General features: G+C 72.1%; 29 protein-coding genes. 15 read left to right on the forward strand and 14 right to left on the reverse strand.

What is annotated here, in order from left to right; all coding sequences use genetic code 11:
• Positions 1-218: 218 nt before the first annotated feature.
• The 4 genes from KIP79_RS04420 to KIP79_RS04435 all read left to right on the forward strand — a co-directional run bounded on the left by KIP79_RS04420 (position 219) and on the right by KIP79_RS04435 (position 2,572).
• Positions 219-422: a helix-turn-helix domain-containing protein gene (locus tag KIP79_RS04420; protein ID WP_030456159.1), complete on the forward strand. Its 204-nt coding sequence runs from the start codon at positions 219-221 to the stop codon at positions 420-422.
• A gap of 208 nt (positions 423-630) precedes the next feature.
• Positions 631-729 (forward strand): 30S ribosomal protein bS22, encoded by a 99-nt coding sequence (locus tag KIP79_RS04425; protein WP_018654693.1) that lies wholly within the window; start codon positions 631-633, stop codon positions 727-729.
• Between the two features lie 20 nt (positions 730-749).
• Positions 750-1,745 carry an NAD-dependent epimerase/dehydratase family protein gene (locus KIP79_RS04430; protein WP_308169557.1) on the forward strand — a complete coding sequence of 332 codons (996 nt, stop codon included), beginning with the start codon at positions 750-752 and terminating at the stop codon, positions 1,743-1,745.
• Positions 1,742-2,572 carry a lysophospholipid acyltransferase family protein gene (locus KIP79_RS04435; RefSeq protein ID WP_214103345.1) on the forward strand — a complete coding sequence of 277 codons (831 nt, stop codon included), beginning with the start codon at positions 1,742-1,744 and terminating at the stop codon, positions 2,570-2,572. The genes KIP79_RS04430 and KIP79_RS04435 overlap by 4 nt, the downstream gene beginning before the upstream one ends.
• A gap of 1 nt (position 2,573) precedes the next feature.
• On the opposite strand, the gene KIP79_RS04440 is transcribed toward KIP79_RS04435, so the two are convergent.
• The 3 genes from KIP79_RS04440 to KIP79_RS04450 form a co-directional block, all read right to left on the reverse strand.
• On the reverse strand, positions 2,574-3,440 hold the full coding sequence (locus KIP79_RS04440) for an HAD family hydrolase (protein WP_214103346.1): 867 nt from the start codon (positions 3,438-3,440) through the stop codon (positions 2,574-2,576).
• A gap of 157 nt (positions 3,441-3,597) precedes the next feature.
• Positions 3,598-4,266 carry a DUF5667 domain-containing protein gene (locus tag KIP79_RS04445; protein ID WP_214103347.1) on the reverse strand — a complete coding sequence of 223 codons (669 nt, stop codon included), beginning with the start codon at positions 4,264-4,266 and terminating at the stop codon, positions 3,598-3,600.
• A gap of 81 nt (positions 4,267-4,347) precedes the next feature.
• The gene (locus tag KIP79_RS04450; protein WP_214103348.1) at positions 4,348-4,980 is read right to left on the reverse strand and encodes a sigma-70 family RNA polymerase sigma factor; all 633 of its coding nucleotides are present in this window, start codon (positions 4,978-4,980) and stop codon (positions 4,348-4,350) included.
• A gap of 167 nt (positions 4,981-5,147) precedes the next feature.
• Here KIP79_RS04450 and KIP79_RS04455 point away from each other — a divergent pair, with 167 nt between their 5' ends.
• Positions 5,148-6,632 (forward strand): putative quinol monooxygenase, encoded by a 1,485-nt coding sequence (locus KIP79_RS04455; RefSeq protein WP_214103349.1) that lies wholly within the window; start codon positions 5,148-5,150, stop codon positions 6,630-6,632.
• On the opposite strand, the gene KIP79_RS04460 is transcribed toward KIP79_RS04455, so the two are convergent.
• Positions 6,629-6,868 (reverse strand): glutaredoxin family protein, encoded by a 240-nt coding sequence (locus tag KIP79_RS04460; protein WP_214103350.1) that lies wholly within the window; start codon positions 6,866-6,868, stop codon positions 6,629-6,631. The genes KIP79_RS04455 and KIP79_RS04460 overlap by 4 nt on opposite strands.
• Positions 6,869-7,059: 191 nt before the next feature.
• Here KIP79_RS04460 and KIP79_RS04465 point away from each other — a divergent pair, with 191 nt between their 5' ends.
• The 9 genes from KIP79_RS04465 to KIP79_RS04505 all read left to right on the forward strand — a co-directional run bounded on the left by KIP79_RS04465 (position 7,060) and on the right by KIP79_RS04505 (position 16,403).
• Complete coding sequence (locus tag KIP79_RS04465) at positions 7,060-7,755, forward strand: redox-sensing transcriptional repressor Rex (RefSeq protein ID WP_214103351.1); 696 nt, start codon at positions 7,060-7,062, stop codon at positions 7,753-7,755.
• On the forward strand, positions 7,752-9,062 hold the full coding sequence (locus KIP79_RS04470; protein ID WP_214103352.1) for a glutamyl-tRNA reductase: 1,311 nt from the start codon (positions 7,752-7,754) through the stop codon (positions 9,060-9,062). The genes KIP79_RS04465 and KIP79_RS04470 overlap by 4 nt, the downstream gene beginning before the upstream one ends.
• On the forward strand, positions 9,059-9,958 hold the full coding sequence (gene hemC, locus KIP79_RS04475; protein WP_308169558.1) for a hydroxymethylbilane synthase: 900 nt from the start codon (positions 9,059-9,061) through the stop codon (positions 9,956-9,958). Before KIP79_RS04470 ends, hemC begins: the two co-directional genes overlap by 4 nt.
• A gap of 32 nt (positions 9,959-9,990) precedes the next feature.
• Positions 9,991-11,541, forward strand: a complete 1,551-nt coding sequence (locus tag KIP79_RS04480; protein WP_308169559.1) for a bifunctional uroporphyrinogen-III C-methyltransferase/uroporphyrinogen-III synthase — start codon at positions 9,991-9,993, stop codon at positions 11,539-11,541.
• Between the two features lie 20 nt (positions 11,542-11,561).
• Entirely contained in the window at positions 11,562-12,548 is a 987-nt protein-coding gene (hemB, locus tag KIP79_RS04485) for a porphobilinogen synthase (protein ID WP_214103355.1), read from the forward strand.
• A gap of 138 nt (positions 12,549-12,686) precedes the next feature.
• Positions 12,687-13,316, forward strand: coding sequence for a bifunctional DNA primase/polymerase (locus KIP79_RS04490; RefSeq protein WP_214103356.1), 630 nt, complete (start codon positions 12,687-12,689; stop codon positions 13,314-13,316).
• A 10-nt stretch (positions 13,317-13,326) separates the two neighbouring features.
• A complete protein-coding gene (gene hemL, locus KIP79_RS04495) occupies positions 13,327-14,616 on the forward strand; it encodes a glutamate-1-semialdehyde 2,1-aminomutase (RefSeq protein ID WP_214103357.1) in 1,290 nt (429 codons plus the stop codon).
• A gap of 181 nt (positions 14,617-14,797) precedes the next feature.
• On the forward strand, positions 14,798-15,715 hold the full coding sequence (locus KIP79_RS04500; protein ID WP_214103358.1) for a LysR family transcriptional regulator: 918 nt from the start codon (positions 14,798-14,800) through the stop codon (positions 15,713-15,715).
• A gap of 55 nt (positions 15,716-15,770) precedes the next feature.
• Positions 15,771-16,403, forward strand: a complete 633-nt coding sequence (locus KIP79_RS04505; RefSeq protein ID WP_214103359.1) for a histidine phosphatase family protein — start codon at positions 15,771-15,773, stop codon at positions 16,401-16,403.
• 17 nt (positions 16,404-16,420) lie between these two features.
• Here KIP79_RS04505 and KIP79_RS04510 read toward each other — a convergent pair whose 3' ends face one another.
• Genes KIP79_RS04510 through KIP79_RS04545 form a run of 8 tightly spaced genes read right to left on the reverse strand, consistent with a single transcriptional unit; the run spans position 16,421 to position 23,133 of the window.
• Positions 16,421-17,542: a thiolase family protein gene (locus KIP79_RS04510; protein ID WP_214103360.1), complete on the reverse strand. Its 1,122-nt coding sequence runs from the start codon at positions 17,540-17,542 to the stop codon at positions 16,421-16,423.
• Entirely contained in the window at positions 17,539-17,937 is a 399-nt protein-coding gene (locus KIP79_RS04515; protein ID WP_214103361.1) for a Zn-ribbon domain-containing OB-fold protein, read from the reverse strand. The genes KIP79_RS04510 and KIP79_RS04515 overlap by 4 nt, the downstream gene beginning before the upstream one ends.
• The gene (locus KIP79_RS04520) at positions 17,934-19,490 is read right to left on the reverse strand and encodes a class I adenylate-forming enzyme family protein (protein ID WP_214103362.1); all 1,557 of its coding nucleotides are present in this window, start codon (positions 19,488-19,490) and stop codon (positions 17,934-17,936) included. Before KIP79_RS04520 ends, KIP79_RS04515 begins: the two co-directional genes overlap by 4 nt.
• 6 nt (positions 19,491-19,496) lie before the next feature.
• Positions 19,497-19,913, reverse strand: coding sequence for a MaoC family dehydratase (locus KIP79_RS04525; protein ID WP_214103363.1), 417 nt, complete (start codon positions 19,911-19,913; stop codon positions 19,497-19,499).
• Complete coding sequence (locus tag KIP79_RS04530; RefSeq protein WP_214103364.1) at positions 19,910-20,356, reverse strand: hypothetical protein; 447 nt, start codon at positions 20,354-20,356, stop codon at positions 19,910-19,912. The genes KIP79_RS04525 and KIP79_RS04530 overlap by 4 nt, the downstream gene beginning before the upstream one ends.
• The gene (locus KIP79_RS04535; RefSeq protein WP_214103365.1) at positions 20,353-20,832 is read right to left on the reverse strand and encodes a Zn-ribbon domain-containing OB-fold protein; all 480 of its coding nucleotides are present in this window, start codon (positions 20,830-20,832) and stop codon (positions 20,353-20,355) included. Before KIP79_RS04535 ends, KIP79_RS04530 begins: the two co-directional genes overlap by 4 nt.
• Before the next feature lie 25 nt (positions 20,833-20,857).
• Positions 20,858-22,027 carry a thiolase family protein gene (locus KIP79_RS04540; protein WP_214103366.1) on the reverse strand — a complete coding sequence of 390 codons (1,170 nt, stop codon included), beginning with the start codon at positions 22,025-22,027 and terminating at the stop codon, positions 20,858-20,860.
• The gene (locus KIP79_RS04545; RefSeq protein ID WP_214103367.1) at positions 22,024-23,133 is read right to left on the reverse strand and encodes a hypothetical protein; all 1,110 of its coding nucleotides are present in this window, start codon (positions 23,131-23,133) and stop codon (positions 22,024-22,026) included. The genes KIP79_RS04540 and KIP79_RS04545 overlap by 4 nt, the downstream gene beginning before the upstream one ends.
• A 250-nt stretch (positions 23,134-23,383) precedes the next feature.
• Here KIP79_RS04545 and KIP79_RS04550 point away from each other — a divergent pair, with 250 nt between their 5' ends.
• Positions 23,384-24,010 carry a TetR/AcrR family transcriptional regulator gene (locus KIP79_RS04550; RefSeq protein WP_214103368.1) on the forward strand — a complete coding sequence of 209 codons (627 nt, stop codon included), beginning with the start codon at positions 23,384-23,386 and terminating at the stop codon, positions 24,008-24,010.
• On the opposite strand, the gene KIP79_RS04555 is transcribed toward KIP79_RS04550, so the two are convergent.
• Together KIP79_RS04555 and KIP79_RS04560 are read right to left on the reverse strand one after the other, a co-directional pair.
• Complete coding sequence (locus tag KIP79_RS04555; RefSeq protein ID WP_214103369.1) at positions 24,011-25,057, reverse strand: NAD(P)H-dependent flavin oxidoreductase; 1,047 nt, start codon at positions 25,055-25,057, stop codon at positions 24,011-24,013.
• Positions 25,054-26,664, reverse strand: coding sequence for a class I adenylate-forming enzyme family protein (locus tag KIP79_RS04560; protein WP_214103370.1), 1,611 nt, complete (start codon positions 26,662-26,664; stop codon positions 25,054-25,056). The genes KIP79_RS04555 and KIP79_RS04560 overlap by 4 nt, the downstream gene beginning before the upstream one ends.
• Between the last annotated feature and the right edge of the window lie 140 nt (positions 26,665-26,804).

A 26,804-nucleotide genomic window follows, 5' to 3' on the forward strand; every position in this document is an offset into this window, starting at 1 on the left:
TAATGTGAGAGAAGTTGGTCCGTTCCAAGATCAAGGCGAGGGGCACGGTCCGGCTGCTGGCCAGCGATTTTGCCGGTTTCAGCGGTGCGAGGCTCCGAGGACTGATGAAACGGGGGGTTTGCCTACTCGGAGTCCCGACTTACGCTGACGGCAGTACACGTGCGTGAGCAATGGCACCAGTGGGGATAACCCGTAAACACGTGCGGAAGAGGCGTCCGATGGGTGCAGGCGAAAGACCTCTCAGCGAGGTGAAGTTCCTGACGGTGGCCGAGGTGGCCACGGTCATGCGGGTGTCCAAGATGACGGTGTACCGGCTCGTGCACTCGGGTGAGTTGCCGGCCATCAGGGTAGGCCGCTCCTTCAGGGTGCCCGAACAGGCGGTCCACGACTATCTGCGGGATGCCTTCATCGAAGCTGGGTGAAGGCCCGCGACACGACCAGTGATCAGGCACTAGGAAGCGGGATCCGGTCGGCGCCAGCCAGGCGCGCGGCTCGGTGAAGGCTACGCGGGAACCCCCCAGGGGAGCGATCGACCGTCGATCGCCGGTAGTCTGTTGTGCCGGTGTGCAGGGGCCGGAAGCGGCCCCGGCACAGTGGTCCGGCATCCGTCTACCGTCACCTGGGGGTCCCGTGGGCTCTGTAATCAAGAAGCGCCGCAAGCGCATGGCCAAGAAGAAGCACCGCAAGCTGCTCAAGAAGACGCGGATCCAGCGGCGTAACAAGAAGTAGCCGCGGGAACGCTCGCCCCGGTGCTGGGCGAGCGAGCGTCGCATCACCTCTGCGAGGCGACGATGGGCAACACCGTGCTCGTCACCGGCGTCGCTCGATACGTCGGCGCCAGGCTGGCGACCGCCCTCGCGGCCGACCCGGGCATCGACCGGGTCATCGGAGTCGACACGGTGCCGCCGACCGCGTTCGCGCGTAGTGGCGGCGCCCAACTCGAGTTCCGCGGGATCGATCTCCGCAGCTCCGACCTCGCGAAGGTCATCGGCACGGCCGACATCGACACGGTCGTGCACATGACCCTGCTCAGCGGGCCCGCCCGCAGCCGGTCGGCGCTGAAGGAGCACAACGTCATCGGCACCATGCAGCTGCTGGCGGCCTGCCAGCGCTCCGCCACGGTGAGCAGGGTGGTGGTCCGCTCGACCACCGCCGTGTACGGTTCCTCGCCCGCCGACCCCGCGGTCTTCACCGAGGAGACCGAAGCGGCGGAACCCCCCGCCACCGGCTACGCCAAGGATGCGGTGGAGGTGGAGGGCCACGTCCGCGGCTTCGCGCGGCGCCGTCCCGACGTGGCGGTCTGTACGCTGCGGTTCGCCAACTTCATGGGCCCGGGGGTGGACTCCCCGCTCACCCGGTTCTTCGCCCAGCCGGTGCTGCCCACCGTGCTCGGCTTCGACCCCCGGCTCCAGTTCGTGCACGAGGACGACGGCGTGGAGGTGCTCCGCCGTGCCGCCGGGGAGGACCATCCCGGCACCTTCAACGTGGCGGGGGAGGGCGTGCTGATGCTCTCCCAGTGCCTGCGGCGGGCCGGGCGGGTCGCCGTACCGCTGCCGTCCCCGACCTTCCGGGTGCTCGGCGAGCTGGCCCGGGCCAGCGGGCTGCTGGACTTCTCACCCGAGCACCAGGCGCTGCTCACCTACGGCCGCGCGGTGGATCCGTCCCGGCTGTGGGCCGAACTCGGCTGGACCCCCACGTTCAGCACCGCCGACGCCTTCGCCGACTTCCTGGCGCGGCACCGATGAAGGACCCGCTCGGCTTCGCGTTCCGCCGGTTGGGCGGCCAGTACGAGGTGGACGAGTTCGGCTTCGACGCCGAGCTGACCGAGGCCCTGCTCGAGGTGCTCCGGCCGCTCTACCGGTGCTGGTTCCGGGTGGAGACGGCAGGCCTGGGCAACGTGCCCAGGGGCGGTGGCGCCCTGGTGGTGGCCAACCACTCCGGCGCCCTCCCGCTGGACGCGCTGATGCTGCAGGTCGCGTTGCACGACGAGGCCGGGCGGACGGTCCGGCTGCTCGGCGCCGACCTGGTCTACCGGCTGCCGGTGCTCAGCCACCTGGCCCGCAAGTCCGGCCACACGCTGGCCTGCCCGCCGGACGCCGGACGGCTGCTCGGCAGGGGCGAGCTGGTCGGGGTCTTCCCGGAGGGCTTCCGTGGCATCGGGAAGGCGTTCTGGCACCGGTACCGGCTGCAGCGGTTCGGGCGGGACGGGGTGGTGGCCACCGCCCTGCGGGCGGGGGTGCCGATCGTGCCGTGCGCCATCGTGGGGGCCGAGGAGATCTATCCGAAGCTCGGGGACCTCGGGGTGGCCGCGCGCGTGCTGGGGCTGCCGTACCTGCCGGTGACGCCGTTCTTCCCGTGGCTGGGGGTGCTGGGGCTGGTGCCGCTGCCGTCCAAGTGGCTGATCGGGTTCGGGGAGCCGATCCGGACCGACGGGTACGATCCCGGCGATCCGCGGGCGGCCTTCGAACTGACGGACCATGTCCGGGAGACGTTGCAGCGGCAGCTGCGCGCGTTGCGGGCCCGGCGCGGGCCCGCCTTTCCCCTTCCCGCCCTGCCGCGGCTCGCCTGGTGACTCAGTGGGAGCGGTAGTGCCTGCGGAGGGCGATTCCGGCGGCGATGCCGCCCGCCACCGCTCCGGCCGCCGCCGCGACCGGCAGGCCGATCATGGTCGCCTTCCGCCCGGTGCGGAAGTCCCGCACCTGCCAGCCCTGCTCCCTGGCGTGCTCCCGCAGCTCGCTGTCGGGGTTGATGGCGTACGGATGCCCGACGATGGACAGCATGGGCAGGTCGTTGGCCGAGTCGCTGTAGGCCGAGCAGCGGGACAGGTCGAGACCCTCCACCCGGGCCAGGGCGCGGATCGCCTCGGCCTTGGCCGGGCCGTGCAGCAGGTCGCCCACCAGGCGCCCGGTGTAGGCGCCGTCGGCGGTCTCCGCGACGGTGCCGAGCGCGCCGGTCAGGCCCAGCCGCCGGGCGATCACCTGGGCCAGCTCCACCGGGGTGGCGGTGACCAGCCAGACCCGCTGGCCGGCGTCCAGGTGGGCCTGGGCCAGCGCCCGCGCGCCGGACCAGATGCGGTCGGCCATCACCTCGTCGTAGATCTCCTCGCCGAGGGTGACCACCTCCTCCACCTTCAGGCCCGCCACGAACGCCAGCGCCATCTCCTTGGCCTTGGCCACGTGCTCGGGGTTCTCGTTGCCGCGCACCCGGAACATGGCCTGGCCGAAGGCGAACTTGACCAGGTCGCCGGTGGTGAACAGGCCACGCGAGGCTAGGCCCCTGGCGAAGTGGTAGATGGACGCGCCGCGGATCATCGTGTTGTCCACGTCGAAGAACGCCGCCGCGGTGAGGTCGGGGTCCGCGCTCGGGGGCGGCGCGGCCCCCGCGGCCGCCACCTCACCCGCGATCTCTGCCGGATCCTGCCGTCTCAGTAGCCGCCTCATAGCCCATCAGCTTAACCGCCGACCTGGGCGATTTCGGGTACGCGCTGTTAGCGGCGTATGACGGTTCAGTACTAACGAGAAACGCGTGATCTGGACAGCCGCAGCGGCGAGTCCTCTGGTTGGTGGTCATGCGGCTGGCTATGGGACGGGTTTCTTGTCAGTAGCTGCCTGCTGTGTATCCCTCGATGTAGGTCAGGTACTTGTTGGCGCGCTCGCGGTTCTCCTCGTCCATCTTCGGGAGCATGGGCTCGATCTTGTTCCGCTGTTCGCGGGCGAAGATCCGGACCTTCGGGTCGGCCTTGGCGCGGGGTTTGACCCGGTTGAGGGCGGCGCGGGTGGTCTTGTCCATGTCCTGGAGGGTCTGCTGGAGCAGTTCCTTGCGGTCCGGGGTGGCGGCCTGGAGTAACGCGGCAGCCTCGCTGGCCCGGGCCCTGGCCGCCGTCATCTGGCGGTCCAGCCGGTCGGCGTCGTCGGTGGAGAGGGTGAGCAGGGTGGACTCGGCGGCCCGCTTGAGCGGGTAGAGCAGGTCACCGGGCACGGTGGAGTAGGTGATTATCGCGGTGACCACGGTGGTCACGATCATCGCGCCCAGGGCGGCCCAGGGGCGGAGGCGGATCCATAACGGCACGGGCTTGATCTCGGGACGGTCGTGCGGCGGCGGGGTGGCCCTGACCCGTTCGGCCTCGTGGGTGCGGAGCAGCTCGTCACGGAGGCGGGCCCGGAACTCGGCCCGGGGGCCGCTGCCCAGCCGGTGGCCCAGGCCGCCGAGGCGCGCGAGGACGTCGCCGGAGAAGCGACCGGCGCGTCGCCGTCGCCACCACCCCATGGGACGCTCCCGCGTTTTCTGTGATCCACGCCCTGCGCAGTGCCCAACGACGCGCGGGCGGCAGAGGTTACGGCACGTGTCTTAACCGAGATCCTTGGGCAGCGCCCGGGCCAGCGCCTTGATCGCGCGGAACTGGAGGGCCTTGATCGCGCCGCTCTTCTTGCCCATGGCGACGGCGGTCTCCGCAAGCGACATTCCGTACAGGAAGCGAAGAATCACGCATTCCTGCTGTTCAGGGCCGAGTTGTTGCACGGCACGCATCACATGCTCGTTCACCATGTTGGTGACGACCGCGTTCTCCGGGATGTGCGGGCCGTCCAGCGGGGTGTCCAGCACCTCGGCGGTGGAGACCTCCAGGCGGTTTCGGCCTGATTTGAAATGGTCGGTCACCAGGTTGCGGGCGATGGTCACCAGCCAGGCGCCGAAGTCCTTGCCCTGCCAGGTGTAGTCGGTGATCCCGCGCAGCGCGCGCAGGAAGGTGTCGCTGGTCAGATCCTCGGCGAGCGGGTGCGACCCGACCCGGAAGAAGACGTAGCGGTACACCAGGTCCACGTACCTGTCGTAGAGCATGCCGAAGGCCTCGGTGTCTCCGGTCTTCGCCCGTAACACCAGCGTGCGCATCTCATCGTGTTCGGGGGAGACGGTGCTTGCGGTGTTCGGTTCGGGCACATCGGCCAGTGGAGCGATCCCGGCCAGGGGCCACGTGTTCTGCATCCGGGTATCCCAGGGGGAAGGGGAAGTCGGCGTGCTTGCACACTCTAGAAATCAACGGCAGATAACACAATCCACCCGGCCCAGGAATATCAGGCAGACGTCGCACCTGGGCATCAGGGGGCATCGGCTACCCGTCCGACGGTAATGTCCGGCAGCATGGGGGCACCATGGAAGTCCTAGTCGCAGTCATCGCCTTCGCGGGTGCCCTGTTGGCCGCCATCACCACTGGCGCCCTGATCGGGCGCCTGCGCGACGAGGCGTCCGGGTGGCTGACCGCCTGGAGCATCACCACCGCCGCGCTCTGCCTCTCGCTGGGGGCGGTCGCCGTCGGCCACCTGCTCGGCTTCGGGCCGCTCACGTTCCGGGTTTACCAGATCGGCGGCGCCCTGCTGGCCCCGGTCTGGCTGTCCGTCGGGCTGATCCAGCTGCTCGGTGAGAAGCGCTCGGCCCGGTTCGCCGGCTGGCTGCTGGGCGGCGGGCTCACCCTGGTCGGCGGCGTCATCCTGGTGCTCGACCCGGTCGACGGCGGGTTCACCAAGGAACTCCCGATCGGCAACAAGCACTGGGACCTGTGGCCGGAGTGGCTGCTGCGCGGCGTGCACGGCCTGGTCGGGCTGATCCTGCTGATCTCCCTGATGGTGGCGCTGGCCCGCTGGCGGGGCGGGGACGACTACGACGCGGACAACATGAACGCGACCGTGGTGCTGGCGCCCACCGGGATGGCCGCGGTCGGCTCGCTGGTGCTGGGGGTGCCCGGCCTGTTCGTGGCCGTCCTGATGGGCGGTCTGGCCGCGGGGATCTGGTACGCGGTGGCCCGGCCGCTCGCCCCGTACGAGGACGAGGAGGAACCGGCGCCCGCTCCTGCTTCTGCCCCGGCCCAGCAGCAGCCGTACCAGGCGCCGCTGCCGCAGCAGGACTGGCAGGACTACGGCCGCCGCGCCGAGCCGGAGCTGCCGCCCCAGATGCCAGGGCAGATGCCCCGGCAGATGTCACCGCGCCGGTCCGGCCTGGGCGACCTGGTGGCCGAGTACCGGGCGGGCGAGCAGGGCGAGGTGGACTACGCGGCCCGGATGCAGCCCGGCACCGACGGCTTCGGCGGCCCGCCCCCGGGCGCGCCCCCCGGCCCGGACGTCTTCGGCGGCCCGATGACCGGCACCATGATGCCCGCCGACCGCTTCGGCGGCGGCACCCCCGAGTACGGCATGCCGGCCCCCGCCCCGGCCCCCGAGTACAACATGCCGGCCACCGGCGTGCTCTACCCCGGCGCGGCCCCCATGGGCGGCCCGACCGGCGCCCCCAAGGCCGCCTCCGCCAAGCCGTCCCCCAACATCTACGGCCTGCTGACCGTCTTCACCCTGATGGACGGCGCCGGGGACGCCTTCGACAAGCTGGCCGAGGAGACCGTGGAGGCGGTCCAGCTGAACGAGCCGGACACCCTCGTCTTCGTCTGCCACGGCGTGAAGTCGGCGCCGCTCCAGCGCATCGTCTACGAGCTCTACCGGGACGAGGTGGCCTTCTCCGAGCACCAGCGGCAGCCGCACATGGAACGCTTCGCCACCGAACGCCAGACCCTGGTGCTGGCCACCAACGTGATCGAACTGAGCGTGAACGCGGCGAAGGTGGTGCCCCTGCCGTCGGCGTTCCGGCTCTAGTTCGCCAGCGCGGCCCGCAGCCGGGCCTCGTCCACCCGCCAGTAGTCGTGCTGCACGCCGTCCACAAGTGTGACGGGAATCATGTCGCCGTACTTCTCCAGGTCGGCGGGGTCGGCGGTGATGTCCCTTTCCTCCCAGGGCACCCCGAGTTCTGTGGCAACCCGGGCGATGATTGCGCGGGCGTCGTCGCAGAGGTGGCAGCCGGGCTTGCCGTACAGGGTGATCTGATGCGCCATGGCACCCAGAGTATGGGGGCGGATGTGGGACCGGCGTCCCCCAGTGGCACAGTGAGTGAGCACGGACGAATATGCCTCGACTTTGTGCAGCGCTTCACAAAGGCACTAACCTGAAGGTTGTTCTGTAACCGTCGCATCCGTCCTCGTGCGGCCGGGGATCTCCGGCCGCCGGCCCCCTGGAGCACCGGCAAGTGATCCGCCGTATCCCGCAAGCTCGCGAGCGTGGCATCCCCGACGCCACCGTCGCCAGGCTGCCGCTCTACCTGCGTGCCCTGAACGGCCTCGCCGAGCGCGGCACGGCGACCGTGAGCTCGGAGGACTTGGCGCTGGCGGCGGGCGTGAACTCGGCCAAGCTCCGTAAGGACCTGTCCCACCTGGGGTCGTACGGCACCCGGGGGGTCGGCTACGACGTGCAGTACCTGATCTACCAGATCTCCCGGGAGCTGGGCCTGACCCAGGACTGGGCGGTGGCCATCGTCGGGGTCGGCAACCTCGGCCGGGCGCTGGCCAACTACGGCGGCTTCGTCTCCCGGGGTTTCCGGGTGGCCGGGCTGCTGGACGCCGATCCCGCCGTGGTGGGCGACCACATCGCCGGCCTGACGGTGGAGCACTCCGACGGCCTGGAGGCCGTCATCCGCAAGCGTGGGGTGTCGATCGTGGTGATCGCCACCCCGGCCGCGGCGGCGCAGCAGGTCTGCGACCGGGTCATCGGCGCCGGTGTCACGAGTATCTTGAACTTCGCCCCCGTGGTGCTGACCGTGCCTGACGGAGTCGACGTCCGCAAGGTGGATCTGTCCATCGAGCTGCAGATCCTGGCGTTCCACGAGCAGCGAAAGATAAATGGGGGGCCGTTGATGGCCGAGGACTGGGCCGGGGAGGCCGGATGAGCATGCTCGTGGTCGGGCTCAGCCACCGGACCGCGCCGGTGGCTCTGCTGGAGCGTGTCACCGTCTCGGGTGAGGCGCTGGTCAAGCTGCTGCACGACGTGCGCCAGGACGCGCACGTGGCAGAGGCGATGATCGTCTCCACCTGCAACCGGGTCGAGCTCTACGCCGCCGTGGACAAGTTCCACGGCGGGGTCGCCGCGCTGACCGGCCTGCTGGCCACCCACTCCGGCATCCCCGAGGAGCGGCTGACCAGGCACCTCTACGTGCACTACGAGGAGCGCGCCGTCGAGCACCTGTTCTCGGTCGCCTGCGGCCTGGACTCGATGGTGGTCGGCGAGGGCCAGATCCTCGGCCAGCTCCGCGCCGCGCTCCGGCTGGCCCAGGGCGAGGGCGCCGTCGGCCCGGCGCTGAACGAGCTGACCCAGCACGCGCTGCGGGCCGGGAAGCGGGCGCACAGCGAGACCGGCATCGACCGGGCCGGGGCCTCCCTGGTCGGGGTGGGCCTCCAGCTGGCCGGGCGGGTGCTCGGCGAGATCGCCGGACGCCGCGCCCTGGTGGTGGGCGCCGGCTCGATGAGCGCGCTGTCGGCCGCCACCCTGGCCAGGGCCGGGGTGACCGACATCGTGATCGCCAACCGCACCTACGAGCGCGCGGTACGGCTGGCCGAGACCGTGGGCGGCCGGGCCGCCGAGCTGGCCGAGCTGGACGCCGAGCTGGCCGAGGCCGACCTGGTGATCTCCTGCATCGGCGCCGGAGTGCGCTCGATCACCACGGACATGGTGCTGACCGCCATGCGCACCCGGACCCGGCCGCTGTTCCTGCTGGACCTGGCGCTCCCGCACGACGTGGACCCGGGCGTACGGACCTTCCCCGGCGTCACCCTGGTGGACCTGGAGTCCATGCAGCAGGCCGGGGTGGGCGGCGACGGCGGCCGGGGCGAGGAGATCGAGGCCGTCCGGCGGATCGTGGCCGAGGAGGTCACCGCCTACCTGGACGGGGCGCGCGCGGCCCGGGTCACGCCCACCGTGGTCGCCCTGCGGAGCCGGGCCGCCGCGGTGGTGGAGGCCGAGCTGGGCCGCCTCACGGCCCGCCTGCCCGACCTGGACCCGCGGCAGCGTGAGGAGGTCGCGCAGACCGTGCGCCGCGTGGTGGACAAGCTGCTCCACGAGCCGACTGTGCGTGTCAAACAGCTGGCGGCGTCCCCGGCGGGGGATCATTATGCGGAGGCGCTGCGCGAACTCTTCAATCTTGACCCGAAGGTGCCAGACGCGCTTTCGCGGATGAACCGGACGGAGATCGAGCAGTGAAGCTGAGGCTGGGCACGCGCAGGAGCCTGATGGCGACCACGCAGTCGCGCCAGGTGGCCGACCGGCTGACCGCGCTCACCGGTCGCGAGGTGGAGCTGGTCGGGGTCACCACGCTGGGGGACGTCAGCAAGGAGCGGCTGAGCCAGCTCGGCGGCACCGGCGTGTTCGTCAGCGAACTGCGCACCGCGCTGCTGGACGGCGAGGTCGACTTCGCCGTGCACTCACTCAAGGACCTGCCCACCGCCGCCGCGCCGGACATCGTGATCGCCGCCATCCCGCCGCGCGACGACCCGCGCGACGCCCTGGTGGGCCCCGCCAAGCTGGTCGACCTGGCCCCCGGTGCCCGGGTGGGCACCGGCTCGCTGCGCCGCATCGCCCAGCTGCGCGCCCTCCGGCCCGACCTGGAGTACGTGCCGATCCGCGGCAACGCCGACACCAGGATCGGCAAGGTCACCGCCGGCGAGCTGGACGGCGTGGTGCTGGCCGCCGCCGGGCTGACCCGGCTGGGCAGGGACGGGGAGATCGCCCAGATTTTCGACGCCGACGAGATGCTCCCCGCCCCCGGGCAGGGCGCGCTCGCGGTGGAGTGCCTGGCCGAGCGTGCCGACCTGACCGAGCTGCTGGCCGTGCTCGACGATGACCGTACCCGCGCCGCCGTGACCGCCGAACGGGCGGTGCTGGCCACCCTGGAGGCCGGTTGTTCGGCCCCGGTGGGAGCCTTCGCGGTGAGCGACGGGCACACTGTGAATCTGACCGCCGTCGTGTCCGCCCTGGACGGCACGCGCGCGGTCCGCAAGTCCGCCTCCGGACCCCGTACGGCGGCCATGGCACTAGGCAGTCAGCTCGCGGCCGCCATGCTCGCCGACGGGGCCGGCACGTTGATGGGGGCCCTTTGAGTAGCTCTGATACTGGATCCGTCACGGGATTCGTGGCATTTGTCGGAGCCGGCCCCGGCGACGAGAACCTGCTCACGCTCCGCGGCGCCGACCTGCTCGGCAAGGCCGACCTGGTGATTCTGGACCGGGAGGCGCACGGCGCGCTGCTGCGCCACTGCCGGGCCGGGGTGACGGTCGCCGATCTGGCCGAACTGGCCGAAGGCCCGGAACCGGTCATCGCGACAGCGGTGCGCGACGCGCAGGCCGGGCACACGGTCGTGCGGATCGTTCCCGGCGACCCCTCCTTCTTCTCCTCGGTCGCCGAGGAGGTCGCGGCCTGCGCCAAGGCCGACGTCGACTTCGAGATCGTGCCCGGCGTGCCGCCCGCCACCGCCGTGCTGACCTACGCCGGGATCCCGGCGGCGGCCGGGGTGCCGGAGTTCCGCATCGTGGACGCCGCGCAGGTCTCCGACTGGGCGCCGCACGCCGCCTGCCAGGGCACCCTGGTCATCTACAACGGCGTGGCCGAGGCGGTGCCGATCGGCAAGGCGCTCATCGCGGCCGGCAAGCCCGACAGCACGCCGGTCGCGGTGACCAGCGACGGCACCACCACCGAGCAGTACACCGTGGTCTCCACGCTGGGCCGCCTGGGCCCCGACCTGAAGCACGCCGGCATGACCGAGCCCGCGCTGATCGTGGTGGGCGACGCGGTGGCCCAGCGGGAGAAGCTCTCCTGGTTCGAGATCCGGCCGCTGTTCGGCTGGCGGGTGCTGGTGCCGCGCACCAAGGAGCAGGCGGCCGGGCTCTCCGAGCAGCTGCGCTCCTACGGCGCGGTGCCCGAGGAGGTGCCCACCATCTCGGTGGAGCCGCCCAGGACCCCGCAGCAGATGGACCGCGCCATCAAGGGCCTGGTCACCGGCCGTTACGAGTGGGTCGCCTTCACCAGCGCCAACGCGGTCAAGGCGGTCCGCGAGAAGTTCGACGAGTACGGTCTGGACGCCCGGGCCTTCGCCGGCCTGAAGGTGGCCGCCGTGGGCGAGGCCACCGCCCAGTCCCTGGTGGAGTTCGGGGTCAAGCCGGACCTGATGCCCACCGGCGAGCAGTCCTCGGAGGGCCTGGTGGCCGAGTGGCCGCCGTACGACTCGATGCTGGACCCGATCAACCGGGTGCTGCTGCCCAGGGCCGACATCGCCACCGAGACGCTGGTGGCCGGGCTGACCGAGCTCGGCTGGGAGTGCGACGACGTGACCGCCTACCGTACGGTCCGGGCCGCGCCGCCGCCCGCGCCGATCCGGGAGGCGATCAAGAGCGGCGGCTTCGACGCCGTGCTCTTCACCTCGTCCTCGACCGTGCGCAACCTGGTCGGGATCGCCGGCAAGCCGCACAACGTCACGGTCATCGCGGTCATCGGCCCGCAAACCGCCAAAACCGCCGAGGAGTTCGGCCTCCGGGTGGATGTGATGGCCGACAAAGCCTCGGCTTCGGCCTTGGCGGCGGCGCTGGCGGAGTACGGTGCCAAGCAGCGCCAGGCGGCCGTGGCCGCGGGCGAGATCCCGCGGCGGCCTTCGCAGAACCGGCGCGGAGCCCGACGCCGAGCAAAGTAGATCTGTTTGGGGGAATCCCTGTGAGCGCTGAGTTCCCGGTCGCGCGGCCCAGGCGGCTGCGCCGGACCGCCCCGCTGCGCCGGATGGTGGCCGGGACCCGGCTGCATCCGGCCGAGCTGATCCTGCCGCTGTTCGTCAAGGAGGGCATCACCGAGCCGCATCCGGTCGGCTCGATGCCCGGCGTGCTCCAGCACACCCGCGACTCGCTCCGCAAGGCCGCCCACGAGGCGGCCGAGGCGGGAGTCGGCGGGCTGATCCTGTTCGGGGTGCCGCTGCACAAGGACGGCCGGGGCTCGGCCGCCGACGACCCCGAGGGCATCGTGCAGCTGGCCCTGGCCGACCTGGCCGCCGAGGTCGGGGACGCGCTGGTGCTGATTACCGACACCTGCCTGGACGAGTACACCGACCACGGCCACTGCGGGCTGCTCACCCCCGCCGGCGAGGTGGACAACGACGCCACCCTGGAGCGGTACGCGTCGGCCGCGCTGGCCCAGGCCAGGGCGGGCGCCCAGGTGATCGCGCCGAGCGGGATGATGGACGGCCAGGTCGCCGCCATCCGGGCCGCGCTGGACGGCGGGGGCTTCCCGGAGATCCCCATCCTGGCCTACTCGGCCAAGTTCGCCTCCGGCTTCTACGGGCCGTTCCGGGAGGCCGCCGAGTGCGCGCCCCAGTTCGGGGACCGCAACGCCTACCAGCAGGATCCGGCGGGTCCGGTCGGCGAGTCGCTCCGCGAGGTGCGGCTGGACCTGGCCGAGGGCGCCGACGCGGTGATGATCAAGCCGGCCCTGGCCTACCTGGACATCCTCCGCCAGGTGCGGGACGTGGTGGAGGTGCCGGTGGCCGCCTACCAGGTGAGCGGGGAGTACGCGATGGTCGAGGCCGCCGCCGCCAACGGCTGGATCGACCGGGAGCGGGTGATCATGGAGTCGCTGGTGGCCATCAAGCGCGCCGGGGCCGACCTGATCCTGACCTACTGGGCCACCGAGGTCGCCCGCCGCCTGGCCTAACCGAGCCATATCTGAGGTAGTCGGGGTCTTATCGGGGGGTCGCCCTGCGGTCGCGCACCCGCACCGGGCATTATCTGGTGCAACACCAGTCACCCCCGGGGTGGCTGCGCCATTCCATGAATCGCGGGGAGGGGCCCGATGGTGGGGGTACCGCTGGCACGCAAACGCCGCACGCACCGGGCACCGCGACGGATCACCTCGGTGCTCGGGTACGCCGAGCTCGGCTGGGCCGCCTGCCCGGGCGCGCACCCGGCCACGGAGGGCCACCGGGCCTGCTCCTGTGACCGGGTCGGCTGTCCTGACCCGGCCGCCCACCCGCTCTCGCCGGCCTGGCAGCTCCAGGCCACCACCGACCCGGCCCTGCTGACCCGGTGGTGGGAGCAGGACCCCGAGGCCAACATCATCCTGCCCACCGGACGGGTCTTCGACGTCTTCGACGTACCCGCCGAGGCGGGCATGACGGCCCTGGCCGCCATGGACGCCACGGGTTTCCCCACCGGCCCGGTCGCCGCGAACGGCGACCGGGTCCTTTTTTATGTGGCCACCCGCGGGGCGCCGGACGACGAGGACGAGTGGTGGTCCTGCCAGCTGGACTGCGGTCCCGAGACCATCGACTCCTCGCCGGGGCTGCGCTGGCACTGCCGGGAGAGCTACGTGCTGGCGCCGCCGTCCACGCTGGTGAACGGGTCGGTGGTCAGCTGGCTGCGGCCGCCGGACGGGCGCCCGTTGCCGGATCCCCTGCGCGTGCTCGACCTGATCGCGGACTAGTCTCTTGACCGTGAGCCGTACCGAGAAATCCCAGGAACTGTTCGCCCGCGCCAGGTCGATCGTGCCGGGCGGGGTGAACTCGCCGGTCCGCGCGTTCGGGGCGGTGGGGGGCACGCCGAGGTTCATGGCCTCGGGTCAAGGGGCCTACCTGACCGACGTGGACGGCAACCGCTACGTGGACCTGGTCTGCTCGTGGGGCCCGATGATCCTGGGCCACCGGCATCCGGCCGTGGTGGCGGCGGTCGAGGCGGCGGCGGCGCACGGGTTCTCCTACGGCACGGCCACCGAGGGCGAGGTGCTGCTCGCCGAGGAGCTGGTCTCCCGGGTCGCCCCGGTGGAGAAGGTCCGCCTGGTCAGCTCCGGCACCGAGGCAACGATGAGCGCGGTACGGCTGGCTCGGGGGTTCACCGGCCGGGCCACGGTGATCAAGTTCGCCGGGTGCTACCACGGCCACGTGGACGCGCTGCTGGCCTCGGCCGGGTCGGGGGTGGTGACCTTCGGGCTGCCGGACACCCCGGGCGTCACCGGCGCGTCGGCGGCCGACACGATCGTGCTGCCCTACAACGACCTGGCGGCGGTGGAGCAGGCGTTCGCCTCGTCCGAGATCGCCTGCGTGATCACCGAGGCGTGCCCGGCCAACATGGGCGTGGTGCCGCCGGCCGAGGGCTTCAACCGGCGGCTGCGCGAGCTCTGCACCGAGCACGGGGCGCTGCTGATCATCGACGAGGTGCTGACCGGGTTCCGGGTCTCGGCCGCCGGCTGGTACGGGCTGGACCCGGTGCCCGCCGACCTGATGACCTTCGGCAAGGTGATGGGCGGCGGCCTTCCGGCGGCGGCGTTCGGCGGCCGGGCGGACGTGATGGCGTACCTGGCTCCCGAGGGCCCCGTCTACCAGGCGGGCACGCTCTCCGGGAACCCGCTGGCCAGCGCCGCCGGTCTGGCCACGCTGCGGGCCTGCGACGCGGAGGTCTACGCCCGCGTGGACGCGGCGGCCGCCCAGGTGGGTGAGGCCGCGTCGGTCGCGTTGACGGCCGCCGGCGTCCCGCACCGGCTCCAGCGAGCCGGCAACCTGTTCTCGATCTTCTTCACCGATCAGCCGGTCCTGGATTTCGCCACCGCGAAAACCCAGAACACGGCTGCCTATACGGCGTTCTTCCACGCGATGCTGGACCAGGGCGTCTACCTGCCCCCATCGGCCTACGAGGCATGGTTCCTCTCGGCCGCCCATGACGACGAGGCCCTGAACCGGGTGGTCGAGGCCCTCCCGCTCGCCGCGAAAGCAGCTAGCTCACGTCTTTGAGCCGGGCTTCTTGGCGCGGGACTGGCGGGCGTTGCGGGCGAGGGTCTCCAAGTAGGAGGGCCGGGTCTGGGCAGGGTTCTTCGTGAAGAGGTTGTTCAGGATTCTCATGGCTTCATTTTCTCGTGCCTTAACTGTGAAGCACAATCGAGATTTTCTTAGGTGGATGGTTTAGACTGGCTACATGTTGGACTTGCACCGGTTGAAGGCGCTGCACGCGGTCGCGACCTACGGCTCGGTGGGTGCGGCGGCCGAGGCGCTGATGGTGACGCCCTCGGCCATCTCGCAGCAGCTGGCCAAGCTGGAGCGGGAGACCGGCGCGGTGCTGGTGGAACGGAACGGGCGCGGGGTCAAGCTGACCGACGCGGCCGGGCTGCTCGCCGACCACGCCGAACGCATCCTCGCCCTGGTGGAGACGGCCGAGGCCGACTTCGAGGCGCTGCGCGGCGCGGTGGTGGGCAAGCTCACCATGGCGGCCTTCCCGACCGCCATGCGCGGGATCCTGCCCGCGACGATCTCCCTGCTCAAGGAGCGCCACCCGGAGCTGAACCTGCTCGTACAGGAACGGGAGCCGGACCGGCAGGTACGCGACGTAACCCGGGGAGAGATCGACCTGGCCGTGGTGCAGGACTGGGTCAACCGGCCGATCGCCATCCCGGAGGGCCTCTCCCGGGCCTCGCTGGTGGCGGACGTGGCCGACGTGGCCGTGCCCGCCGACCACGAACTGGCCGACCGGCGCGAGGTGGCGCTGGCCGACCTGCCCGGCGACCAGTGGATCGTCTCCTCACCCAGTACGGTCTGCCACGACTTCCTGATGTTCCTGATCAGGTCCTCGGAGAAGGAGCCGTCCATCGTCTGCACGGCCGACGAGTACCCGAGCCAGCTGGCCATGGTCGCCGCAGGCCACGGCTACGCCCTGATCCCCCGCCTGGGGCGCGGGATCGTTCCCGAGGGCGTCCGGCTGGTCCCGATCGCGCCCCGGCCCATCCGCCGCGTCTACGCCCTCTGGCGCACCGACGCCGCCCGCCGCCCGGCCATCCGCGCCGCCGTGGAGGCCCTGCGCACCGCCTGCCTTCCGCTGGAGAGCGAACCGGCGTCCTGAACCAGGAGTGCCGGATCTCTGGGGAAAGGGCCTGACACAGTAGGCTGGCTTGACCATGACTGATACCACCGTTGTTCATCTGCTGCGCCACGGTGAGGTGTACAACCCCACTGGGGTGCTGTACGGAAGGTTGCCGGGCTACCACCTGTCGGACACCGGGCGGGCCATGGCGGACATGGTGGCCAAGTCCATCGCCGGGCGGGACATCGTCGCCGTCTGGAGCTCCCCGATGGAACGGGCGCAGGAGACGGCGGCCCCGACCGCCGAGGCGCTCGATCTGCAGGTCGTGCTCGACGATCGCCTGATCGAGGCGACCAACGTCTTCGAGGGCAAGCGATTCTCGGGGGGCGTGTTCCGCGACCCCCGCAACTACTGGCACTTCCGGGATCCGAGCCGGCCGTCGTGGGGTGAGGCGTACCGGGATGTGGTCGCCCGGATGAAGTCGGTGATCGACGACGTGCGGGAGGCCGCGCGGGGCCACGAGGCGGTGCTGGTCAGCCACCAGCTGCCGATCTGGATCATCCGGCTGGCCGCGGAGAGCCGCCGCCTGATGCACGATCCCCGGCGGCGGCAGTGCGCACTGGCCAGCCTGACCAGTTTCACCTTCGAAAGGGACCGGCTGGTGAGCATCGGCTACACCGAGCCCGCCGCCACCCTGCTCAGAGGGGACCCGCTGCCGGGCGCGTAGCCACCGGTGTGACCAGGTCAGGCGCCGAGGAGGCAGACGACGCAGGCGTTGCCGTCCACGCCGCCGGCGCCGCCGCCCATGGTCTCCACCAGCCCGATACGGGCGCCCGCCACCTGGCGCGGGCCCGCCTGGCCGCGGAGCTGCCGGACGATCTCGAAGATCTGGGCGACCCCGGTCGCGCCCAGCGGGTGCCCACGGGAGAGCAGGCCACCGGAGGGGTTCACCGGCTGGGGCCCGCCGAGGACGGTGTGGCCGTCCAGAGCGAGCCGGCCGCCGGCCCCCTCGGGTGCCATGCCGAGCGCCTCCAGAGTGACGATCTCGCCGATGGTGAAGGCGTCGTGCACCTCCAGCACGTCCACGTCGCCGATGCCGACACCCGCGGCCTGGTAGGCCCGCGCGGCGGTCTGCGCGACGAGGTCGAAGCCCCACACGCGCGGGCTGTCGTGCCCCCAGGCGGCGCCGGTGCCGAACGCGGTGGCGAGCACCGGCACGTCCCGCGCGCCGCGCCGCCGGTCGCCCACCACCACCGCGGCCGCGCCGTCGGAGATCGCGCAGCACTGGAGCAGGGTGAGCGGGTCGGCGATCATCCGGGAGGCGAGGACCTCTTCGGCGGTGACCGCCCGGCGGTGCTGGGCGCGGTCGTTGTGCACCCCGTGCGCGTGGTTCTTCACCGACACGGCGGCCAGTTCGGCGTCGGTGAGCCCGAACAGGTCCTGGTAGTGCGCGGCGGACATGGCGTAGAGGGCGGGCAGGCCGAGGCCCGCCCGGCCCTCGTGGTCGCGCCGCTCCACGGGCAGCGCCCCGGTGAACCGGGACGTCAGGTGCTCGACGCCGACCACGAGCACCTGCCGGTGCCGGCCTGCCTCCAGCGCCGCGCACGCCTCGTGGAAGGCGTGGGTGGAGCTGGCGCAGGCGTTTTCCAGCACGGTGATCGGGAGGCCGGCGATGCCCAGCCGGTGCAGCGTGCGCTGCGCGACGCCCGGCTCGCCGAAGCAGGTGCCGACGTAGACGGCGTCGACCTGGTCCACCTCCGCGTCGCGCAGCGCCTCCAGCACGGCCAGGCGCACCAGCGACGCCGTACTCTCCGCGGGCTGCTTGCCGAACGCGGAGCTGCCCGCACCCCAGACCCAGACGTTCACCGCGCCTCCTCAGGAATGGCTTCGAAGAGCGGGTCGCCGTGCTCGGAGAGCCCGGCGCCGCGCACCCGCGTCCCGGCGCGCAGCCGTTCGGCGGGCGGGCCCGCGAGGTGGCCCAGCAGCCGGGGGCCGCCGTCGAGGTCGACGTAGGCCAGCGCGGTGGGCGCGGGCCTGCCCGGCAGCGGGACCCGCAGGATCGTGGACGCCCACACGGTGCCGCGCAGCGGGAAGCGCTCCGTGTCGAGCGGGCCGCGGCAGCGTGGGCACCAGGGGCCGTCGAGGGCCAGCGGCGCGGCGCAGTCCCGGCACCGCCACCCCGCGAGCGCCAGACCGGCGGAGTCTGGGACGATCAGCGGCCGCGAGTCGGGCAGCGGGGGAAGGCCCCGGTCCCCGCTCATCCGATGTTCCGCTGACGGCCCGCCCAGTACGGCCGGCGCAACGCCACCTTGTCGATCTTGCCGAAGGGCGTCTCCGGCAACACCTCACGCACCTCGATCGACTTCGGGCGCGCGTACCCGGCCAGCTGTCCCCGCACCCAGGCCAGTACCTCCTCCACGGCGAACTCCCCTGAGACGGGGACCACCACGGCGTGCACCGCCTCGCCCCAGTCGTGGTGCGGGATGCCGATCACCGCGACCCGGCTGATCGCGGGGTGCTGGACCAGCACGTCCTCCACCTCCCGGCAGTAGACGTTCATGCCGCCGGAGATGACCATGTCGTTCTTCCGGTCCTGCAGGTAGAGGTAACCGGCGTCGTCGAGATAGCCGATGTCTCCGGTACGGACCCAGGGACCGAGGAACTTGGCGCGGGTCGCCTCCGGATCGCCGAGGTAGCAGTCGAGAGCGTACGGCGAGCGCAGGCAGATCTCGCCGGTCTGCCCCGGCGGGACCGGTGTGCCCTCGTCGTCCACCACCTGGACGTCGGTCATGATCGACGCCTGCCCGCAGGAGCCCAGCAACTGCGGCCGGGCCGGGTCGTGGTCGCTCTTGGGCAGGCGGGTGCCCCAGTTGGGCACCTCGGTCTGGCCGTAGAGCTGGATGAACACCGGGCCGAGGACGCGCAGCGCCTCCGCGAGCCGGGTCGGTGAGATCGGCGCGGCGCCGTACACGACGGTGCGCAGGCGCAGCGCCACCTCCGGGCGGCGGGCGAGCACGTCGAGCAGCCGGTAGATCATCGTCGGGACCAGGAAGGTCCAGGTGATCCGGTCGCGGTGGAGCAGTTCGACCGTCTGCTCGGCGTCGAAGCCGTCCCGGATGACGATGGTCGCCCCGCGCAGCAACGCGGACTGGGCGAACAGCCCGGCGGCGTGGGCCAGCGGCGTCATCAGCAGCAGCCGCTCGTCGTGCAGGATCTCGGCCTCAAGCAGCTGCGCGTAGTGCAGCGCGACGGCCGAGGACTGGGTGTGCACGACCCCCTTGGGCAGGCCGGTCGTCCCCCCGGTGAAGTAGATCGCCGCCCGGTCCGCAGGCGCGGGGAGGCTGAGCCTCGGCAGGTCCGGGACGTCGTCCGGGAGGTCGGCCAGGTGTGCCACCTCGGGGACGGCGGGCCCCGGGCCGTCGGCCACCTGTACCGGTGCCGGATCCACTCCCGACTCGGCTGCGGCCCCGAGCGCGATCTCGGCGAGGCCGACGCCGAAGACCAGCACCTTGGCCTGGGTCCTGGCCAGGATGTGGGCGACGGTGGCCTGCGGCAGCATGTGGTTCACCGGCAGCTTGACCGCGCCCAGCCGGGCGATCGCGACGTCGACCACCACGAACTGGGGGCAGTTGCGGGTGTGGACGGCCACCACGTCGCCCGTACCGACGCCCAGTTCGCGCAGTTGCCCGGCCACCGCGAGCGACCAGCGGTCGAGCTCGGCGAAGCTCAGCCGGCGCTCGCCGTACTCGATGGCGGTCCGGTCCGCGTGGCGGCGCAGGGCATGGTCGAACTCCTCACCCAAGGTGGTACGCACGGCTCCTCAACCTTTCCTTGCCTGACAAACGGGCAGGTCCACGGTGGCGGTACCGGTCAGCACCTCGGTGCCGCCGGGACCGCGCAGCCACACCCGTAACCGCACCCGCGACCCCTCCCCGTCAGCCACCTCGCCCCCGGCGGTCACCTCGTCACCGTCGAACACGTTGCCGAGAAACCGGACCCGCACCTCGCGCAGCGCCGCCGACGAGCCCGCCCACCGGGTGATCGCGCGCACCACGTACGCGACGTTCAGCCCGCCCTGGTTGACCAGCCGGTCGCCCAGACCGGCCGCGCGGACCGCCGCCACGTCGAAGTGGATCGGGTTCGGGTCGGCGGTGAGCAGGGTGAACACCCGCATCGGGCCCGCCTCGACGGTGGTGCGCACCTCGGGCAGCACGCCGTCCCACGGCTCGGCCGTCATGGCGCCCTCCGGACCAGGACGAAGCTGCTGGTGGCCGAGGCGGCCACCGTGCCCGCCGGCTCGTGCAGGTCGAGCCGGAAGGTGAGCACGTCGAAGACCCCGGACCGGCGGCCCGTCCTGCGGTCAAGACCGGTGACCTCACCCGCCACCGTGTACTCGGTCGCCGGGCGGAGCGGGACGATCTGGGACAGGGCCACCTCCCCGAAGAGCACGCCGTCCTCGACCCGCGCGTCGGCGAGTCCGATCAGCTCCGCGATGGTGGTGCCCATGCCGCGCAACCCGGCGACGAGAATCCAGGTGGGGTCGAGGACCCCGTCGTCCGGGTCGGCGCGCATCGCCTCGTGGCCCAGCCATGCCTCGTGCGGCTCGATCCGGACCCGCCCGCCGGGGAGCCGGTACCCGACCAGCCGGTCGGACAGTTCGGCCGCGCTCGCCGGGTTCACGGCTGTGCGGGCGCCACGGCGAAGTGGGCGATGTCGGTGATGGCGGCGGTGCGCTCGTCCGCCCAGACCGCCCGCACCCGGACCCCGCCGCGCAGCGCCTTGCGCGCGGCGTCCACGTCGCTCAGGTCCACTCCGCCGACGAAGTGCATGAGCAGCGAGTGGGTGCCGTCGATCTCGATCGCGCCGACCGCGTACGGCGCCTGCGGGCCGCCGTCGAACCCCTGGTAGACGATGGTCGCCGTGCGCAGGGTGCCCACCGGCTCACACTCCTGCCACCTGGTGATCGGTTCGTAGCAGGCCTCGCAGTAGCTCTGCGGGGGCAGATAGGTGCGGTCGCAGTGGTCGCAGGTGCTGGCGAGCAGCTTCCGGTCGCGCAGGCCGCGCATGAACCGGCTCCAGGCCCGGCCGAGCCGCACCCGGTAGTCGATCTCCCAGCGGACGTCGTGGATCAGGGCCGCTGTGCTGGTCTCGCTCATGATTTTTCCTCTCGGTGGCTCTGCGTCACAGGTCGACCCGTTCCAGCACGGTCGCCGTGTGGAACTGGAAGAACGTGCCGCCCGTGCTGTGCGCGAGGCCGCGGCGCGCGCCCTCGACCTGACGGGCGGTGGCCTGGCCCATCAGCTGCGTCGCGATGTGCGCGACCGGCGAGATCTGGCCGGCCACCCCGGGGTTGGTGCACTGGATGCCGCCGGAGAGGTTCACCGGGAGGTCGCCGCCGTACCGGGTGACGCCCTTGCGGAGCAGCTCCGGCGCGCCCCCGTACGGGCAGAGCCCGAACGCCTCCATCAACATGAACTCCATCGGCGCGTACGGGTTGAACAGCTCGACGACGTCGAATTCGCTACGCGGGTCGACGACCTGGGCCTCCCGGTAGGCACGGCGGGCCATCACCTCGACCACCTCGAAGGTCGAGAAGTCCCGCCGCTTGCCGCCGAGGTAGCCGTCGCTGATGGACTGCGCGGCGGTGATCCGCGCCACCGGATGCCCGGCCTGCCCGCCTACCACGCTCTCGGCGCCGACCACCAGGGCGATCGCCCCGGACGAGACCGGGCAGACCATGCCCAGCCGCAGCGGGGTGGAGACCATGCGGGCCGCGTGCTCGGCCGAGAGCGCGCTGGTGACGTGGGCGAAGGGGTTGTGGTCGGCGTTCTCCCTGTTCTTGGTGGCCAGCAGCTCGAAGTCGGCGTCGGTGACGCCGTACCGCTCCTGGTAGGCGGCGGGGAAGAAGGCGCCCATGTGCACCGCGCCCATGCCCAGCGGCTGCTCCATCACCATCGGCGAGTTGGTGTTGATCACGGCCTGCAGGTCGACCGGCCCGTCGAAGGTGTTGGGCGCGACGCACAGCACGCGCTGGGCGAACCCGGCGCGGATCAGCGCGGCCGCCTGGTTGGGCAGGTGCCCGCCGGTGGTGCCGCCGGTGCAGATCGGCAGCACGGTGGTGTACGGCGGCAGGCCCAGCGCGGGGGCGATCGTGCGCGCCGCCACGCTGGACGCCTCGAAGCCCGCGATGTCGCCGATGATCACCACATCGATGTCCCGCCGGTCGCAGCCGGCGTGTTCGAGGGCCCGGTCCACCGCGAGCCGGCAGAGCTCGTTCTTGGACAGTTCCTGCCGCCGGGGGGAGGTGGCCTCGGTGAAGCCGACCCCGGCGATGACCGCGTGGTCTCTCATACTCCCTCCAGCACCAGGACGTTGACGGTCGAGGAGACCAGCCCGCACAGGTCGTCGGCCGCGTGCACGACCGCGACGCCGCCGTGGTCGTCGGCCAGGTTGTCGAGCGTCTCCACCACCCGCAGCAGGCCGTTGGCGATGCCGGGGTAGTTGGCGCGCACCCCGCCCGAGCGGTTGATCCTAGGCGCGTCCAGGCCGTCCAGGTCGAGCGCGGACCGGATCTCCGCGCTGAGCGCGGGGCTCAGGTCGGTGAGCTCGACCGAGCCGACCTGCTCGGCCGGATGGTCGAGGCCGGCCATCGCGTAGGCGCGCGTGCGGGCCACCGCGGTGGCGGCGCCGGGGTCGGCGAGCCAGCCGGGGTTGGCGGTGGCGGGCGCGGTCGCCGAGCCCCAGCCCGCGATCCTGGCCCGGGGGCGGGGGCAGCGGCGCGCGGACACGCCCGCGGCGAGCACCACCGCCCCCACCCCGGCGGACGCGGCGGGCAGCATGAGCTCGGTCAGCGGCGCGACCGCCATCGGCGCCGCGGCCACCTCGGCGGCGGTCACGGCGGGGCGGGTGCCGCGCCGGGCCGCGCCCCGGGTGATCTCCGCCGCGGTCGCCGCCGCCAGCTCCTCGAACCTCGCCTGGCCCGCGTCGATCCGCTCGGCCGCGTGCAGGCCCAGGGTGACCGACGAGGTCATGCCGACGGGGCGGTCGAGGTGCGCGTCGAAGGTGTAGCTGCTCACGTGCTGGTCGAGCCGGCGGACGGCGCGCTCGGCGAGGCCGCCGATCTCGGGGACGTGGATGCCCGCGACGATCGCGAAGTCCACGGCGCCGCCGGCCAGCCCGGCGAGGGCCACCAGCAGGGCGGCGGAGGCGTCGCCCTCGACCCGCAGCTCGTCGTTGAGGTAGCCCGCCGCCGCCGGGGCGGTGAGCGCGTTGGAGATCGACCTCGCGTCGTACAGGTCGAGCGAGCTGGTGATCGCCAGGCCGATCTGGTGACGGCGCACACCGGCGTCCCGCAGGGCGGCCGAGCAGCACTCGAAGACCAGCTCGTCGAGTTGAAGGTCGGTGTCGTCGCCGACCGTCCGCCACGCCGATCCCACGACGTACAGATCAGGTGTCAATGGAACCTCACCCGGAAGTCTCCCTGCTTAGTTATTGGTTAATCACTAGCGTGCAGTCTAGGCATGACGTCGCTCGCGCGTAAAGACAGACCCCCCGCTTCGCGGCAATCACGCCCTTTTCGCCTGGGGAGATGTGGCATCATCGTCGAGGGGTGACCCTCCCAGGGGTACGTGGCGGGGTTCGAATCGCGTAGTGTGGAGCGCAGATTGACTGTTCACAAAGGCCGTTCCCGGGGCGAGGTGGCCTGAGATGACCGACCCACGCGGCCGTGTCCGCGACCCGGCCCGCCGGGACCGGATTCTCGACGCGGCCACCGAGCTCATCGCCCAGCACGGCTACCTCGGGGTCAACCTGGCCGACATCGGGACCGCGGCGGGCATCGTCGGATCAGGCATCTACCGGCACTTCGACAGCAAGGCGGCCATCCTCGTCGAGCTGTTCGACCGCGTGGTCGACCGGCTGGTCACCGACGCCGAGGCCACGCTGCGCACGGTCAGTGAGCCGCGGCAGACACTGGCCGCGCTGGTCCGCGCGCACGTGGCCTTCACCATGGACGAGCGCGATCTCTGCCAGATCTACCTGCGGGAGTCGCGCAACCTACCGGACGGGGACCACCGGCGGCTGCGCTGGAAGCAGCGCCACTACCTCGACCTGTGGCACGACGTGCTGTGCGCGGTCCGGCCCGAGCTGGACCCGGCGCACGCTCAGGTGCGGGTGCACGCCGCGATCTCCTGCATCCACTCGATCCTGCGCTACCGCAGCCCGCTGCCCTACGAGGAACTCGCCGACCAGCTCACCGAGGCGGCCTGCCGGGCCCTCGGCATCACCGTCACCGCCGCCGCGGACCAGCCGGACACCGCCACCGCGGCCTCCTGATCAGGCCGGCGGGGCAGGACGGGTACGGGCGTTCAGGGCCGCCAGCACGGCGGCGGCGTCGGCGACCATCGCGGGGAGGAACTCGGCGACGTCGACCAGGTCGTCGATCGCGCCGCTGACCTGCCCGGCGGGCAGGATCCCGCCGTCGACGTCGCCGTCCCGCTGGGCACGGATCAGCCGCTCGTCCTTCCAGGCGGTCAGCGCGGCCAGGTCAAGACCGCCGCCGGCCACGATCTCGGCGAGCTCGTCGACGCCCCGGCTGGGCAGCGCCCGGGACGGCCCGTAGATGGCAGGGAAGGTGATGTCCTCGCCCTCGCGGGCGGCGAGCACGCGCCGGGCGTAGGCGGGATGCCAGTCGGTGTTGTCGCGGCTGGCCACGAACCTGGTGCCCAGCGCGACCGCGTCGGCGCCCAGCGCGAGGGCGGCGGCCATCGTCGCGCCGTCCCGGACGCCGCCGGCCAGCACCACCGGGCAGTCCACGGCGGCCGCCACGCTCGGCCCGAGCACGAACGTGTGCACGGGCCGCGCGTGGGTGTGGCCACCCGCCTCGTACCCGGAGGCGACGATCACATCGGCTCCTTCGCGACGTGCCCGGATCGCCTGCCTGGTGCCGCCGACCTTGTGGGCGTGGAGCAGCCCGCTCTCGGCGATCAGCGGGCGCACCACGCCGGGCGGCCCCGCCGAGGTGGTGATCATCCGCAGCCGCCGGGCGATCTCCGGGTCGCGGACCGCCTCGACCACCGCCCCCACATAGGCGGCGCTGAACGGGAGCACCTCGCCGTCGGCGGCGGTGCCGACCGGCACGTTGACCGCGAAGGGCCGGTCGGTCAGCGCACAGGTCTCCTCGATGTAGCCGCGCAGGATCGCGGCGCCCCTGGCCGGCTCCTCGCTCACCCCCGGGATGCTGACCGTCCCCAGCCCGCCCGCGTTCGACACCGCGGCGGCGAGCCGTACCGTCCGGTACGGCCCGAGCCCCTCCTGCACCACCGGATGGGTGATGCCCAGCAGGTCGGCGAACCGGCTGGCGATGGTGACCGGCGCGCTCACGCCGCCCCCGTCCGGGCGCGCAGCGACCCGTAGGTGATGACGCCGTCGGCGTCCAGGACCAGGAGCCCGTCGACCTGGGTGCGCATCGCGCCCTGGTCCTTGCTCCGCTTGGCGGTCCGCGGCACCTCGTCGACCAGCACGTACAGCCGGGGCCGTTTCCACCGCTCCAGCTCCCGGATGCAGTGCTCGTCCAGCCGGTCCCGCGCCTGCTCCTCGGTGATGCCGTGCCGCATGGCCACGAACGCGGCGGGGACCTCGCCGAACCGCTCGTGCGCCACGCCGACGCAGGCGGCGTCCTGGACATCGGGGTGGTTGCGGAGCGCCTCGTCCACCTCCAGCAGGGACAGCTTCTCCCCGCCGGCGTTGATGATGTCGTCGGTGCGGCCGCGGATGAAGTACCAGCCGTCGGGGTCGCGGTAGGCCCGGTCGCGGGTGTGCAGGTAGCCCTCGTCGTCGAACGCCTCTGCCGTGCGCTCCGGATCCGCGAGATATCCCGGGGTCACCACGTCGCCACGGATGCACACCTCGCCCTCGACGTCGTCGCCGAGCAGCCTCTCGCCGGTGAACGGGTCCTTGAGCGCGACCTCGCAGAAGCTCCGGTTGGGCCGGCCGGAGGAACCCGCCGGTACCTGCGTCTCCTCGCCGTAGTAGAGCGACGGGCCGAGTACGCAGACCGGCATCGCCTCGGTGAGTCCGTACATGTTGCCGACCTGCGCGCCTTTGGCCAGCAGCGCGTCGCGTACGTCGGCGGGGACCGGCTCGCCCGCCACGTAGGTCCGCAGCCCTCGCAGGTCGAGGCCGGGCCAGCGCGGGTGGCGCATGAGGTCCCTGGCCATGGTGGGGATGATCCAGTAGGCGAAGTTCGGCCGGTGCGTCTCGATGATCCGTACGACCCGCTCGACGTCCCAGCCGCCGCTCCACAGCACGGTGCCGCCCGCCATGGCCAGCCGGACCGTGTCGTGGATGCCGCCGCTGTGGTACATGCCGACCAGCGAGAGGTTGCGGGTGCGGCTGTCGATGCCGCCCAGGAAGATCGCACCCCAGGCCGAGGCGCTCAGCGTGCCGTGGGTGAACCGCACGCCCTTGGACGTGCCGGAGGTGCCGGAGGTGAAGTTCACCGCGGCCAGGTCGTCCGCCGAGCGGGGCGCGATGCGCAGTTCCTCGGGGGCCGCGGCGGCGAGTGCGAGCAGGTCGCGGAAGGGCGTCCCGTCCGGGGCGGTGCCCGCGACCAGGACGTGCTCGACGGTGGGGCAGGTGGCCAGCAGTCTGCCCAGCTCCAGGTGCTCGGGGGCGACGACGGCCACCTTCGCGCGGCAGCGATCGGTGTCGCCGAGCAGCCGCTCGGGGCGCAGCTTGTGGTTGAGGCCGCTGAAGGCCGCGCCCACGCCGACGGTGGCCCAGAAGACCGCCATGTGCACGTGGTCGTCGGGCATCGCCGTGACCACCATGTCGTCCTGGCCGACGCCGAGTTCGGCCAGGACGTTGCCGATGCGGTTGGACAGGGCGCGGAGCTCCCGATACGTCGTCGAGGCGCCGTCCGCGTCCACCACCGCGACGTTGTCGGGCGTCTCCCAGCAGGTCCGCTCCAGCCACCAACTCAGGTTCATCGTTCGACTCCAACCGCGTCGGATTAGTGATAGTCGAATCACTATGGTGGTGCATGATAAGTGAGGACTTTCCTCGGGTAAAGCCTCCCTTCGCGGTCGCCTCGGCGGGGCGGTCCGCGGCCCGGCGATGTCCGGTCGCA

The organism is Acrocarpospora catenulata (genome assembly GCF_018476525.1).
GTDB classification, from domain to species: Bacteria; Actinomycetota; Actinomycetes; order Streptosporangiales; family Streptosporangiaceae; genus Acrocarpospora; species Acrocarpospora catenulata.

What these genes read in the sequence shown, in the direction of transcription:
- KIP79_RS04515 (WP_214103361.1), bottom strand. Translation starts at nt 17,937, where the DNA reads ATGAGCGGGGACCGGGGCCTTCCCCCGCTGCCCGACTCGCGGCCGCTG.
- KIP79_RS04450 (WP_214103348.1), bottom strand. Translation starts at nt 4,980, where the DNA reads ATGCAGAACACGTGGCCCCTGGCCGGGATCGCTCCACTGGCCGATGTG.
- KIP79_RS04505 (WP_214103359.1), top strand. Translation starts at nt 15,771, where the DNA reads ATGACTGATACCACCGTTGTTCATCTGCTGCGCCACGGTGAGGTGTAC.
- KIP79_RS04455 (WP_214103349.1), top strand. Translation starts at nt 5,148, where the DNA reads ATGGAAGTCCTAGTCGCAGTCATCGCCTTCGCGGGTGCCCTGTTGGCC.
- KIP79_RS04470 (WP_214103352.1), top strand. Translation starts at nt 7,752, where the DNA reads ATGAGCATGCTCGTGGTCGGGCTCAGCCACCGGACCGCGCCGGTGGCT.
- KIP79_RS04440 (WP_214103346.1), bottom strand. Translation starts at nt 3,440, where the DNA reads ATGAGGCGGCTACTGAGACGGCAGGATCCGGCAGAGATCGCGGGTGAG.
- KIP79_RS04525 (WP_214103363.1), bottom strand. Translation starts at nt 19,913, where the DNA reads ATGACGGCCGAGCCGTGGGACGGCGTGCTGCCCGAGGTGCGCACCACC.
- KIP79_RS04490 (WP_214103356.1), top strand. Translation starts at nt 12,687, where the DNA reads ATGGTGGGGGTACCGCTGGCACGCAAACGCCGCACGCACCGGGCACCG.
- KIP79_RS04550 (WP_214103368.1), top strand. Translation starts at nt 23,384, where the DNA reads ATGACCGACCCACGCGGCCGTGTCCGCGACCCGGCCCGCCGGGACCGG.
- KIP79_RS04535 (WP_214103365.1), bottom strand. Translation starts at nt 20,832, where the DNA reads ATGAGCGAGACCAGCACAGCGGCCCTGATCCACGACGTCCGCTGGGAG.
- KIP79_RS04560 (WP_214103370.1), bottom strand. Translation starts at nt 26,664, where the DNA reads ATGAACCTGAGTTGGTGGCTGGAGCGGACCTGCTGGGAGACGCCCGAC.
- KIP79_RS04435 (WP_214103345.1), top strand. Translation starts at nt 1,742, where the DNA reads ATGAAGGACCCGCTCGGCTTCGCGTTCCGCCGGTTGGGCGGCCAGTAC.
- KIP79_RS04420 (WP_030456159.1), top strand. Translation starts at nt 219, where the DNA reads ATGGGTGCAGGCGAAAGACCTCTCAGCGAGGTGAAGTTCCTGACGGTG.
- KIP79_RS04500 (WP_214103358.1), top strand. Translation starts at nt 14,798, where the DNA reads ATGTTGGACTTGCACCGGTTGAAGGCGCTGCACGCGGTCGCGACCTAC.
- KIP79_RS04445 (WP_214103347.1), bottom strand. Translation starts at nt 4,266, where the DNA reads ATGGGGTGGTGGCGACGGCGACGCGCCGGTCGCTTCTCCGGCGACGTC.
- KIP79_RS04540 (WP_214103366.1), bottom strand. Translation starts at nt 22,027, where the DNA reads ATGAGAGACCACGCGGTCATCGCCGGGGTCGGCTTCACCGAGGCCACC.
- KIP79_RS04460 (WP_214103350.1), bottom strand. Translation starts at nt 6,868, where the DNA reads ATGGCGCATCAGATCACCCTGTACGGCAAGCCCGGCTGCCACCTCTGC.